General features: G+C 44.5%; 10 protein-coding genes and 1 pseudogene. 10 read left to right on the top strand and 1 reads right to left on the bottom strand.

All coding sequences use genetic code 11. The features are described 5' to 3' along the window. The first annotated feature begins 177 nt into the window (after window positions 1-177). The 9 genes and pseudogenes from I588_RS18680 (at window position 178) to atzF (ending at window position 10761) form a co-directional block, all read left to right on the top strand. The gene (locus I588_RS18680; protein WP_010758418.1) at window positions 178-504 is read left to right on the top strand and encodes a P-II family nitrogen regulator; all 327 of its coding nucleotides are present in this window, start codon (window positions 178-180) and stop codon (window positions 502-504) included. A gap of 11 nt (window positions 505-515) precedes the next feature. After that, complete coding sequence (locus I588_RS18675) at window positions 516-869, top strand: P-II family nitrogen regulator (RefSeq protein ID WP_010758417.1); 354 nt, start codon at window positions 516-518, stop codon at window positions 867-869. A 21-nt stretch (window positions 870-890) separates the two neighbouring features. Further along, window positions 891-1955: an ABC transporter substrate-binding protein gene (locus I588_RS18670; protein ID WP_010758416.1), complete on the top strand. Its 1065-nt coding sequence runs from the start codon at window positions 891-893 to the stop codon at window positions 1953-1955. Between the two features lie 479 nt (window positions 1956-2434). Further along, on the top strand, window positions 2435-3244 hold the full coding sequence (locus I588_RS18665) for an ABC transporter permease (RefSeq protein ID WP_010758415.1): 810 nt from the start codon (window positions 2435-2437) through the stop codon (window positions 3242-3244). Between the two features lie 11 nt (window positions 3245-3255). Continuing rightward, the gene (locus tag I588_RS18660; protein ID WP_010758414.1) at window positions 3256-4053 is read left to right on the top strand and encodes an ABC transporter ATP-binding protein; all 798 of its coding nucleotides are present in this window, start codon (window positions 3256-3258) and stop codon (window positions 4051-4053) included. Window positions 4054-4071: 18 nt separating this feature from the next. Beyond that, window positions 4072-4728 (top strand): urea amidolyase associated protein UAAP2, encoded by a 657-nt coding sequence (locus tag I588_RS18655; protein ID WP_010758413.1) that lies wholly within the window; start codon window positions 4072-4074, stop codon window positions 4726-4728. A 3-nt stretch (window positions 4729-4731) separates the two neighbouring features. Next, window positions 4732-5445 carry an urea amidolyase associated protein UAAP1 gene (locus I588_RS18650; protein WP_010758412.1) on the top strand — a complete coding sequence of 238 codons (714 nt, stop codon included), beginning with the start codon at window positions 4732-4734 and terminating at the stop codon, window positions 5443-5445. A gap of 4 nt (window positions 5446-5449) precedes the next feature. Then, complete coding sequence (gene uca, locus I588_RS18645; protein ID WP_010758411.1) at window positions 5450-9070, top strand: urea carboxylase; 3621 nt, start codon at window positions 5450-5452, stop codon at window positions 9068-9070. A 3-nt stretch (window positions 9071-9073) separates the two neighbouring features. Continuing rightward, window positions 9074-10761 (top strand): annotated as a pseudogene (gene atzF, locus I588_RS18640) (allophanate hydrolase). 84 nt (window positions 10762-10845) lie between these two features. Here atzF and I588_RS18635 read toward each other — a convergent pair. Further along, window positions 10846-11754 (bottom strand): LysR family transcriptional regulator, encoded by a 909-nt coding sequence (locus I588_RS18635; RefSeq protein WP_010758409.1) that lies wholly within the window; start codon window positions 11752-11754, stop codon window positions 10846-10848. Between the two features lie 206 nt (window positions 11755-11960). Between I588_RS18635 and I588_RS18630 the strand changes: the two genes are divergently transcribed. Beyond that, entirely contained in the window at window positions 11961-13550 is a 1590-nt protein-coding gene (locus I588_RS18630; protein WP_010758408.1) for an acyl CoA:acetate/3-ketoacid CoA transferase, read from the top strand.

Genomic DNA, 13550 nt, shown 5'->3' with positions numbered 1-13550 from the left:
AAATATAACATTAACTATTGAAAACTCTCTGAATATTCTATATGATAATGAAAAATATCCAGAATTATTCACCTGCCGGGGTTAATAGTTCAAATGGAAATTGCTTAGCACTGGTAGGCCTCTGGGTGCGAGAGGTCCATCAGTGCGTTTTTTTTACTTAGAAGGGATGGAAGAAGTATGAAAATGATTAAAGCCGTTGTTCGACCAGAAAAAGCCGATGAGGTGTTAAACCAATTGGCGGCAGCAGGATTTGTTTCAGCTACTCGTTATAGTGTGTTAGGCCGGGGAAAGCAGCGAGGCTTGAAGCTGGGAACTGTTTATTATGATGAAATTCCGAAAGAAACAATTGTGATTGTTGTAGAAAGAACGGATGAGAAACAAGTCATTGATATCATTCAAAAGGTTTGCCGCTCGGGAGCGGAAGGATCGTTTGGCGATGGCAAAATCTTTGTTTTACCAGTGGAAAAAGCAGTGACCGTCAGCAGCGGCGTAGAAGCATTATAGGAGGTGGAGCTATGAAATTAGTCACAGCGATTATTCGCGACAACAAATATTATGAGACAAAGGCGGCTTTGCTGGAGCAAAATTTCTTTTCCTTGAACACCTATCGTGTACTTGGGCGAGGCAAAGAGCAGCAAAACTATGCTGTAAATAAGTCGGATGTTAGGAATTCTACCATTAGATGTCCTTTCGTTAGCAAACGAATCATCGAAATCTATATTGAAGAGAAAAATGTTGATCGTTTGGTAGAAACGATTTTGAGGGTGAATCAAACGGGAAACAAAGGGGACGGGAAGATTTTTATTACCCCTTTAGATGAAGCAATTCGTATTCGAACCAATGAAACCGGGATCGAAGCATTGGCATAAAAAATGAGGAGTGGAAAAGGTATGAAAAAATTAATCAGCTTTTTGACAATGATGTGTTTGTTGGTACTGCTGCTTACCGGCTGCGGCGGCAATGCGGGCGGTGCAGCCGAAAGTTCCAGCGATAGCAATTCTTCTGACGAGACTATTAAGATTGGCGTTAGTGCCTTTCCAGGATGGTATACCTGGTATGCAGTGCAGGGCTTTGGTGCCTTTGAGGAAAATGAAGTAGATGTAGAATTAGTTTGGTTCAATACCTACAGTGATTCGCTTCAAGCCTTTAACAGTGGACAGATTGATGCAGTGTGTGCAGCACTAAGTGACACGATTTCACCTGCATTAAGCAACGTAGATTTCAAGGTCGTATTGGTTAACGACAATTCAGCTGGAGCTGATGGGATTGTTGCTCAATCAGAGATTGCCTCTCTTAAAGATTTGAAAGGGAAAACCGTAGCTACCGAAATTGGTACGATTGAACATTTCTTTCTATTGAATGCTTTAGAAACGGTAGGCTTAACTGAAAAAGATATTGATTTAACTAATATGACGGTCGAAAATGCTGGACCGGCAGTGATTTCGGGTCAAGTGGATGCGGCGAGCCTGTGGGAGCCTTCACTAAGCTATGCGGCTTCAGAAGGAGATACTAATCTATTGTTTGATTCCTCCGAAACACCGGGTTTGATCCCTGATACGCTGATGGTTAGCGGCAAGCTGTTAGACAAGCGCTCGGGAGACGTTCAAAAAATTGTCAATGCCTACTTCGATGGAATGCAATCCTATGCGGAGAACCCGGATGAAGCGATAGAGTTTATGGCGAAGCAGGCTGATATTAGTAATGAAGAAATGGCGACTGCCATGAAAGGTGCTCGGCTGTTCTCAATCGCTGACAATCAGGCGGCCTTCAATGAAGCTGCTAAGGACTATAGTTACTTACCATATACAGCAGAAAAAACTGCTAAATTCCTATTGGATCAAGGCATGGTGTCCAAAGAACTAACAGACCCAGAAAGTATTTTTGATTCTACTTATATTGACAAGCTGTATGAAGAAAATCCAGATTTGACAGTACCGGATACTCAAGCTGAATAAATACTAAGAGGTTTAACAAGGATGCAGTTGCCAGTCCAACTTTTTCCAGTTTTATTGGGTTAAAAGATAACTCGCTGATTAAATCAATCAATAATGGAACTGTTTAGTTGGATGGTACACGTACGACAATAAAGATAAATTTGCAGAATTTATCACCTTAGGTACAGAGTTAGTTTACTTTTGGCAGTAAACAAAAGTTCGAGAGAAATCGTAAATGACGAACAAAATGAACTACGAGTAAGCTAGTAGAATGGAATGCGGCGTTAAAATCAAACTCATTTTTCATAGAAAAATGAATACTGATAGGTTTAACAAGGATGCCAGTTCTACTTTTAGCAGTAAACAAAAGTTCGAGAGAAATCGTAAATGATGAACAAAATGAACTACGAATAAGCTAGTAGAATGGAATGCGGCGTTAAAATCAAACTCATTTTTCATAGAAAAATGAATACCGATAGGTTTAACAAGGAGGCAGTGCTATGGATATGCGGGTGATACCGAGAACCGGAACGAAAATTAGATTGAGAAAAGGGATCTCCAAGCAGAAGTATTCCTTGATTGCAGCAGTTGCGTTTATTTTAGTGTTGGGACTGTGGCAGCTGGTTAGTACCAGCGGCATGGTCAGCCCCATTTTTTTACCAACACCAGCAGCTGTGATTGAAGCATTTATCAATGGTGTGAAGGATGGCTCGTTGGCGGCGGACACCTGGATCAGTTTTTCCCGAATTATGAAGGGATTCTTGTTGGCGATTGTGATTGGAGTTCCTTTGGGCGTATTGGTTGGCTCCTTTTCGAAAATCGAAGCCTTCGTTTTGCCCTTAACGGAATTTTTCCGTTACTTGCCAGTGCCGGCTTTTGTACCCTTAATTATGGTTTGGGGAGGCATTGGGGAAAATGCGAAGGTAGCAGTGATTTTGCTGGGGATTTTATTCCAGCTGATTCCGATGGTGGCAGACAATGTCAAAAGTGTGCCGTCGAATTTAATCAATGCTGCCTACACTTTAGGGGGCAAGTCGACCACGGTAATTTTCAAAGTGATTTTACCGGCGATGCTGCCGAAGCTGATGGAAAGCTTGCGAATGATTATGGGCTGGGCCTGGACCTACTTAGTAGTGGCCGAGCTGGTAGCTGCCAATTCAGGCTTGGGCTACAACATATTAAAGGCGCAACGCTTTTTAGATACATCGTCCATTTTTATGGGGATTTTAGTCATCGGGATCTTAGGTTTAATCACGGATCGACTGTTTGGCTTATTAAATAAACAATTGTTCCGCTGGGTAGAAGAGTAGGAGGTTGGAAAATGGCAGTAATCACAGGTGAGATGGGCTTAGAGGCAAAAATAGCCAACAGTAAAATATCCTTTGAACAAGTAAATAAAATCTATTCCACGAAAAAAAGTGATGTAGTTGCTTTACGTGATATTGATTTAGAAATATTGGACAATGAATTTCTGTGTGTTGTAGGACCATCCGGCTGCGGGAAATCAACGTTATTGCGGATTTTGGGTGGCTTAGAGGATATCAGCTCTGGCCGAATTGTACTAAATGATCAAGAGCTGGTAGGACCAGGTTCAGATCGTGGGATGGTGTTCCAAGGCTATTCACTGTTTCCATGGCTAACCGTAGAGGAAAACATAGCCTTTGGATTGAAGATCAGCAAAAAGCCCAAGAACGAAATCAATGAAATTGTTGATCGTTACATTGAAGTCATTGGGTTGGAAAAATTTCGCAAAAGTCTACCAAAGGAATTGTCGGGGGGCATGAAGCAGCGGGTTGCGATTGCTCGGTCGCTGGCGAACAGTCCGGAAATCTTGTTAATGGACGAACCCTTTGGCGCCTTGGACCCAGAGACTAAAAGCAATATGCAGCTGTTGATGCGGGAAATCTGGGAAGTAGAACGGCCGACTATTTTATTTATTACCCACGATATTGAAGAGGCTGCCTTTTTAGGACAGCGGGTCGTGGTGATGAGTGCCGGACCAGGCGAAGTCAAGCAAACCATCCCTATTTATCTGCCATATCAGCGAGGTTTGGGCTTGAAGGATGAACCTGAATTTATTGAAGTCAAAAAACGAATCGATCAGATCATACACAGTTAAAGACCAGGAGGAATGAAGATGGCGTTTGTACCAACATTCAGTGATAAAAAGTCAGAAAATTCTGACTATCAACAAGAAGTCTTAGCCGGTGACGGCTTTATGAAAGAAATCAAAAAGGGGGACACGCTGCGGATTGTTGACCAGGCGGGAAACCAGGCGGCCGATACCTTATTCTTTTTAGCAGATGATCCAGCAGATCATTACAGTGCAACCATGACGATTCAGGAGCAGGGGAGCTTGTATTTAAGTACTGATACCGTTTTGATGAGTGAATCGGGTCGAGAAATGTTGAAAATCACCGCCGATACCTGTGGTCAGCACGATACCATCGGTGGAGCCTGCTCTTGTCAGAGTAATACTGTTCGTTACCAACGGGAGAAGGTGCATATGCATGCCTGCCGCGATACCTTTATGCTGCAAATGAGTCGATATCCTGGGAGTTATTCATTTACTAAACGAGACCTGGCTCCTAATATTAATTTCTTTATGAATGTGCCAGTGGATCCAGCAGGTAACTTGGATTTTAAGGATGGTGTTTCTGGTCCAGGCTTCTATGTAGAGCTGGAGGCTTTGGAAGATGTTATTGTCCTAATCAGCAACTGTCCGCAGCTGAATAATCCATGCAATGATTACAATCCAACACCGATTGATGTGTTGATCTGGAAGGGGGAATAATCAATGAATTTAGTTTATACGAAGCGATTATTACTGGGAGAAAAATGGTCGGAGTATATCGGAGCGGGGATGCTGGTTCGATTAACCGCCAAGGGCGAAGACTGCAACTTAGTTTTAGGTGCCTATCACGGTGAACACCCCGAGGAAAAATATAATATGCCGGATTCTTTAAAGGCGCAGCATACCTTTTATCTGAGTGAAAATGATTTGCTAATGAGCGACAACGGGAAAATGCTGTTAAGCATGGTAAAAGATACCTTTGGCTGGCACGATACGGTTTGCGGTCATACCCTTCATCGGAAAATTCAAGCGCAATATGGCGAGTCGACTTATCAAAGGGAACGCAATCAGCGTACCCGCAACAGCTACGATAATTTTTCAATTGAGCTGTTTCGTCGCGGATTAGGCCGCTGTGATCTCGCTTCGGTCGTCAATTTATTCTCTAAAGTTACTGCCTCTGATGGTGGTCAGCTGACCTATCAACCAGAAAACACATTAGACAAAGAAGTGATCCTGCGAACCGATGCACCAGTGTTGCTGATCCTGTCCAATACACCACATCCCTTGAATCCAGCAAAGGATTACTCGCAGGACGAGGTTTTAGTGGAAATTTATCAAGGCGAGGCCGCTGATTTATTGGACCCAGTGGTGACTAAATGTGGGGAAAATACCCGGGCCTTTGAAAATACCTTGGCCGAAAACCAAATGAAAGGGTGAGCAGATGTTTAAAAAAGTACTTATTGCCAATCGCGGCACCATTGCGGTTCGGATTATTCGCACCTTGAAAAAAATGAAGATTACTGCTGTGGCGGTTTACGCCCAAGCAGATGAAAAAAGTCTGCACGTAGAATTAGCCGATGAAAGCTATTTGCTGGAAGGACAAACAGTCAATGAAACCTATTTGGATACGCAGCAGCTGCTGATGATTGCCCAAAATTGTCAGGCTGAAGCGATTATTCCGGGGTATGGTTTTTTAAGTGAAAATGCCGATTTTGTGGAGCAATGTAACGCCAATGGAATTGTGTTCATTGGTCCAGAGAGTCAGCATATTCGCGAATTTGGGATGAAGCATTTAGCTCGAGAGTATGCCCAAAAAGCCGGGGTCCCGATGATTGAGGGAACTGAATTATTGAATCACAAGTGGCAGGTGAAGAAAGCGGCTGACACGATGGAATATCCGATTATGCTGAAAAGTACCGCAGGTGGAGGCGGAATCGGGGTGAAGATCTGTCAGGATCAGGCAGAGCTCTTAGCTTCTTATGATTCGGTGGTTAATCAGGCAGAGGCCAATTTTGGCAACGGCGGTGTCTTTTTAGAAAAGTATGTAGAAAATGCCCGCCATATCGAGGTGCAGATTTTTGGGAACGCCGCTGGTGATTTGGTTACGGTTGGCGAACGGGATTGTTCCCTGCAACGACGGAATCAAAAGGTCATTGAAGAATGTCCGGCCTTTGGCATTTCGGAAGCGATTCGTCAGGCGCTGCATCAGGCAGCGAAGCAGTTAGGTCAGGCGGTGGGCTATCGCAGTGCGGGAACGGTGGAATTTTTGTACGATACCGCTACAGAGAATTTTTACTTTTTAGAGGTAAATACTCGGTTACAGGTGGAGCACGGTATTACCGAGGAAGTTTTCCAAATCGATTTAGTGGAATGGATGATTAAAGAGGCAGCAAATGAATTCCCAGAGCTGGGAGACATTCAGCTGCAGCCGCAAGGTGTCAGTCTGGAAGCTCGGATTTATGCCGAGGATTTTTATCATCATTTTCGTCCTAGCTTAGGTAAAGTAGATGAAGTGAGCTGGAGCTCGCAAGCCCGAATCGAAACCTTTATTTCTGATCAGCTGGAGATCAGTTCATTTTATGATCCGATGCTGGCAAAGATCATTACTAAAGGCGAGACACGCCAAGTAGCCTTGTCTAAATTAGCTGTCAGCCTGGAGGAAACGCAGCTTTATGGACTCGAAACCAATTTGTACTTTTTACAGGAAGTATTGAAGCAGCCGCAGGTTATTGTTGGAGATATTACGACGAAGACTTTGGAAAAGCTGACGATTGAAGTTCCAGCCATTGAGGTGTTGGATGGTGGTCTAAATAGTACGCTGCAGGATTACCCTGGCCGAGTAGGCTATTGGGGAGTGGGTGTTCCGCCATCTGGTTCAATGGACACCTTGTCTGGCCGATTGGCTAATAAGCTGCTGGGCAATGCTGAAGAGGCTCCAGTAATTGAGCTGACACTTTCCGGCGGCAAATGGCTGTTCCGTGGTTCACTGGAATTTGCTTTAACTGGTGCTGATCTACAGCCCGAATTAGACGGACAGCCGATTCCCATGTATCAGGTTATCCAAGCTGAGGCCGGTCAAGTGTTGAGCTTTGGCGAATCAGTGAACGGCATGCGCAGTTATTTAGCAGTCAAAAATGGCTTCAGTGCAGCGAAGGTGTTAGGCAGTGCCTCTTGTTTTACTCTAGGAAACTTTGGTGGAAAAAATGGCCGGGCACTTCAAACCGGCGATGTGCTGCATCCGCTGAAAGCATCGGCTAAGAGTTCTGTTTCACTGGAACAGCCTTTCCAATTAGCGCGGACCGAGCAAAACTGGCTGCTTCATGTGACACCAGGTCCTCATTGTACACCAGAATTTCTTGATCCCAGCTTCTTGAAGGAATGCTGCGAGACCAAATGGGAGGTGCATTTCAACAGCTCCCGAACCGGGGTTCGTCTGATTGGACCAACGCCAAAATGGGCGCGGGAAGATGGCGGCGAAGCTGGTTTACATCCTTCCAATATTCACGATAATGCGTATGCGGTAGGGACAGTCGATTTTACTGGTGACATGCCGATCATTTTAGGTCCAGATGGTCCTAGTCTCGGCGGGTTTGTTTGTCCGGCGACGGTTATTACTAGTGATTTATGGAAACTAGGGCAGCTAAAACCAGGGGATACTTTACAGTTCCGTCTAGTGGATCTTGAGACTGCTAATCTAATGAATGCTGAACAAGATAAGCTGTTGGCCCGACCATTGACCAGCGAAGTGTTAACCCAGCTTTATCGTAATCGGAAGCAGGATCAAACCAAAACGTTGGTGAAGCAGCCTAATTACCCCATTTTTTATCAAGGTCAAAATGCTGAGGGTATCGAGCTGACGATTCGTTTGTCAGGCGATCAATACTTGCTTTTGGAATATGGCGAGATGGAGCTGGACTTTATTCTGCGGGTTCGGATTCACGCCTTGTATCGGGAGCTTACTGCCAGCGATCTGCCAATCGTCAATTTGACGCCTGGAATCCGCAGTTTACAAATCCAGGTGAATACAAAGAAAATGTCGTTAAGATCCGTACTGAATAAAGTAGTGGCTATGGATAACCAATTGCCAGATCTGGAAAATGCTGTCTTTCCTTCAAGAGTGGTGAAGCTGCCTCTTTCCTGGAATGATCCTCAAGCGGTTAAGGCGATGGAACGTTATCAAGGCAATGTACGGCCGGATGCTCCTTGGTGTCCAGATAATATTGAGTTTATCCGCCGCATTAATGGACTTAAAAATAAGACGACGGTACAGGACACGATTCTATCAGCGAAGTATATGGTTTTAGGGTTAGGCGATGTGTATTTAGGTGCTCCAGTGGCAGTACCGATCAATCCAATTCATCGGTTGGTTACTACTAAATACAATCCAGCTCGAACCTGGACACCGGAAAACGCGGTAGGAATCGGCGGTGCTTATCTATGTGTATATGGTATGGAAGGACCTGGGGGCTATCAGCTGTTTGGCCGGACGATTCAAATGTGGAATCTGCAAAAGGAAACCGATTATTTTAGTAAAGCGAAGCCTTGGTTGCTGGATTATTTCGATCAGCTGCAGTTTTTCCTAGTTTCCCCAGAAGAATTGCTGCAATATCGCAAGGATTTTGTACAAGGAAACTATCAGCTGGAAATTGAAGAGACTGAGTTTTCTATTAAAGAATATTTACAGCAGCTGTCAGAGCACCAGGAAGAAATCGAACAGGTGAAAAAACGCCAGCAAACGGCCTTTGAAGCTGAACGGGAAGATTGGCGGAAAAAAGGCTTGCTGGAATTCGTACCGGAAACCATGGATGAAGCTCCCGCAGCTGAACGGGCGATACCGGAAAACAATGAAGTCTTGAAGTGTGCCATCCCAGGCAGCGTCTGGAAAATCTTAGTCGGCAAGGGGGATTACGTGAAAAGCGGGGAACCTATGATTGTCACCGAAAGTATGAAAACAGAGATCGCTTATCATGCTCCTTGTGATGGAAAAATTTCGGAAATTTTGATTAAGCAGGGGGATATTTTACGTTCAGGTGAATCCCTAGCCTTTATTGAGGAGGTCTAGCAGATGGAAAAATTGACCATTCGACACCTGCAGGAGGGCTATCGTCGTCAGGCATTTACTATTGAAGAAGTCATCGATCAGCTTCTTGTCCGCATCGAGGAGTTTGCCGATTACAACATCTGGCTGCATGTGCTGGACAAAGCGGAAATCATGACCTACGTAAAAGAGTTGGAAGCTGCTGGCCCTCAAAACAAACCCTTGTGGGGAATTCCCTTTGCCATCAAGGACAATATTGATTTGGCAAAGGTACCGACAACGGCAGCCTGTCCAGCGTTTTCTTACATCCCAGAAGAGTCAGCTGTGGTGGTTCAGCAGCTGATTCAGGCTGGCGCCATTCCTATCGGCAAAACCAATATGGATCAATTCGCTACTGGATTAGTGGGGACACGATCCCCTCACGGTGCTACAAAAAATGCCCTTAATCCCGAGCTGATCAGCGGCGGCTCCAGCTCAGGCTCGGCCGTGGCGGTCGCTTTAGGACAGGTTTGCTTTTCGTTGGGGACCGATACGGCAGGCTCAGGTCGGGTACCGGCGGCGTTGAACAATATCATTGGGTACAAGGCAGCACTCGACAGCTACTCAACTAAAGGGGTAGTGCCAGCCTGTGAATCGTTGGATTGTGTTTCAGTTTTTGGCAATACAATCGAAGATATTCAGCTAATTGACCAGCAGCTTGCTTCTTTAACTACTAAAGCAGGGGAGTCAAATGCCCCGCAAAAAGTTTTTTTGCCGGATCAGCTGGAGTTTTTCGGACCTTTTGCCAAGCTGTATGAGCTATCTTGGAAGCAGACAGTGACTTACTTTAAAGAAAATGCAGAGGTTGAGCTTATTTCGATGGCGGAAATTCAGCAGGTTGCCCGCTCCTTGTATGAAGGACCATTCGTGGTTGAAAGAGAGGTAGCAATTGGCGATTTTGCCAGCCAGCACCCGGAGGCGATTATTGGTCCATTGGCAACGATCTTAAAGCAAGCGCAACAGACCGACTATTCAGCCAAGCAATTATTTGAAGCACAGCACTTTTGCCAGCAGGTTGAAGCGAAAGTGAAGCATCAGCTGCGGGGAAGTTTACTGCTGCTGCCTACCTGTACAGGAACCTGGCGGATTGATCAGGTAATGGCTGATCCGATTTTTACCAATAGTCAAATGGGGCTATATACCAACCATTGCAATTTGTTAAATTTGAGTGCCATTGCCCTGCCGTCTCCTGTCGACAGCAAGCTGCCTTTTGGAATTACCTTGTTCTCTGTTCCAGAAGAAGAAAGCTTGTTGAAAAGCTATGCGGCAGCAATTGAAAAAGCGCAGCAAAAAACTAAATTAGTGGTTTGTGGTCTGCATATGCGCGGTTTTCCACTTGAAAAAGATTTGCTTGCTCACGGTGCAGAATTTTACGGAGAAGCCAAAACGGCAAACAGCTATCGTCTATATGAAGTGAAAACGGAAGTTCGCAAACCAGCCTTAGTCAAATGTGAAGACCACAGTGCAAAATTGAAGTCGAAGTTTGGCAGATCCCTAATGAGACGTTAAGCAGCTTTATTCAAACCATTCCTTACCCGCTTGGCATTGGTCAGGTGGAGTTAGAGGACGGGGAAGTAGTACTAGGCTTTATTTGTCAGCAGATAGATGAAGCTGAGATGCATGAAATTACAGAATTTGGTTCCTGGCGAAATTACCAGCTGAAAGGAATCTTTTAGTAAAGAAGGGTTAAGTAATCCTCTCAATTAAACGAAAAGCATCAAACAGCTTTATCTCAGGATGAGTCTGCTTGATGCTTTTTATTATACTTGCTTCAATAAGGTCGCCTTTTGCGAAGTTACATACTCGATAAACCGTTTAACAGCCGGTGATTTATAACGTAGAGGGTTTTGCGCCAGATAAATCGTTTGGGAAAGAAAGGGTTCGTTGACCCTGATTTCTTTAATCCCAAAGTTATTTAGAATGCTTGATTTAGGGAAAATGCCGATGCCCAGATTTTTGCTGGCGAAGCTGAGCAGGGTCAGGTCATCCAATACTTCGTACGTCATTTTCGGCGTTAGGTTTTTTGAAGCAAAATAGGTATCAATTAAAGGTCGCAAAGTGCTGGGCTTTTGAAAGGTAATAAAATCATACGGCATCAATTCCTCAATAGTATAGCTTTGCTTGCTAGACAGAGGGTGTTCCATCCCCACGACAAAAATAACTGGCTGTGTATGAAAAGGAATGATCTCCAAATCAGGGAACTGTCCCATATCGGGATAAGACTCATTGCCGGTAAAAAAGACGACATCGAATTTACCATCCTGCAGCTGAGACAGCAGATTAATCGTGTTGGTTTGGTTGCCTCTAATTTTTACATGGCTGATTTTTGAGTATTCCGCCAGCAGATTAGGAATAAAAATGGGACCCAAGGAATAAACAAAGCCTAAATCAATTCGTCCGCTTAACGCATTAGTAAGGGCATAAATTTCTTCTTTTCCTACCTCAAGTTCATTTAACGAACGATAGGCCCTTTTCTGAAAAAGCTCACCATATTTATTCAGCTGAAGTCTGCGGCCAATACGGTCAAACAGCTTAACCTCCAGCTCTTTTTCCAAATTAGTAATCGCCTTGCTTAACGCCGGCTGGCTGACAAAGAGATCCTCGGCGGTCTGCTGCATATTTTGGGTCTCTGCTAAATGTAAAAAATAGTGCAGCTGTTGGATATTCATCAAATTTCCCCCCTCTCCCTTAGTATAACTCAAACGATAACCTCAAGTTATTAAAATTAGAAAAAATGCTATTGGATTATATGAAAACGCTCGCTTATGATTAAGAAAAAGGATGCTAGTTCTACTTTTGGCAGTCGAATGAAGTTACGAGTTGCTTAGTAGAAGAGTATACGGTGTAAAATTCAGATTCATAAGGAGGAAACAGGTTGGGTAAAGCAAGCAAATCAAAGATTATGACAGCAGAAGCAGCTGCTCAGTTAGTTAAAGATGGCGCTGTTGTCGGATTCTGTGGTGCTGGTGGTGGAATTACAGAACCAACGACAGTTATCACATCTTTGGCAGAGCGGTTTAAAAAAGAGCAGCATCCGCAAGATTTAACCTTGATTCATACCACAGGGTTAGGCGATCGAAACGATCGAGGAATGTCTCCACTGGCTCAGTCGGGCATGGTAAAACGAATCATTGGCGGTCATTGGGCTCAGTCTCCTAGACTTGCGGAAATGGCGGAACGAAATGAGATTGAGGCGTACAATTTTCCTCAAGGAGTCATTTGTCATTTAACCAGAGCAGCGATTTCTAAACAACCGGGGATTTATACCCATGTCGGTTTAGGAACCTTTATTGATCCAGACCAGGCTGGCGGCAAGCTAAATGAACGAACTACGGAAGATTTAGTGAAAAAAGACACAATCGACGGCAAGGAATATTTATTCTATAAAACGACTCCGATTGATGTCGCGATTATTCGCGGAACTACCGCAGACAGCGAAGGCTACATCTCAATGGAGGACGAAATCATCTATGCTGATGCCTTGGTGTTAGCCCAAGCGGCTCACAACAACGGCGGAAAGGTGATTGTCCAAGTCCAGAAGGTTGTAAAAGCTGGTACCCTGCATCCGCGCCAAGTGAAGATCCCTGGTTATTATGTTGATGCAATAGTAGTGGATGAAAATCAAACTCAATTGTACAGCGGCGGCGTGAATCGTTTCTTATCGGGTGATTATACGGCTTGTACCGACTCAACGGAATTGATTCCTTTGAACCAGCGAAAAGTGATCGGGCGCCGGGCCTTGTTTGAAATTTCCTCTGGTAATGTCGGGAATGTCGGTGTCGGAATTGCAGATGGTATCGGGATCATTGCTCGAGAAGAAGGCTTACAAGACGAATTCGTTTTAACCGTTGAAACCGGAGCGGTTGGCGGCGAATCAGCCCAAGGAATTTTCTTTGGAGCGACCTTGAATAGTCGGGCTCTGATGGAAATGCCGGCTCAATTTGATTTTTATGACGGTGGCGGTCTGAATGTCTGCTTCTTAAGCTTCGCCGAAGTGGACGCCAAAGGAAATGTTAACGTGCACCGCTTCAACGGCAAAATTGTCGGTACTGGCGGCTTTGTTGATATTTGTCAAAATACTCAAAAGGTCGTTTTCTGCGGTACGTTAACGGCTGGCGGTTTAAAAACCGAAATTAATGAAGAAAAAATTGAGATTCAACAGGAAGGCCGCTTCAAGAAGTTTATTGAAGAAGTGCCAGAGATTACCTTTAACGGAACGGACGCGATTGCTCGGGGACAGGAAGTCTATTATGTGACTGAACGGGCTGTCTTCAAATTAACTGAAAAGGGCTTAGAGCTGATCGAGATTGCTCCAGGAGTAGATCTTGAAAAAGATATTATGCAGCAAATGGCTTTCCGACCAAACGTTGCGGAAAATCTGCAGGTGATGGACGAGCGCCTATTTAATCCAAGTGTTATGGGAATTCAAGAAGAATGGCTAAACAACCAATTAGGAGGAAAATAA

Source organism: Enterococcus pallens ATCC BAA-351, assembly GCF_000407485.1.
Lineage (GTDB): Bacteria > Bacillota > Bacilli > Lactobacillales > Enterococcaceae > Enterococcus_A > Enterococcus_A pallens.
This window is presented reverse-complemented; position numbering and strand designations above follow the sequence as displayed.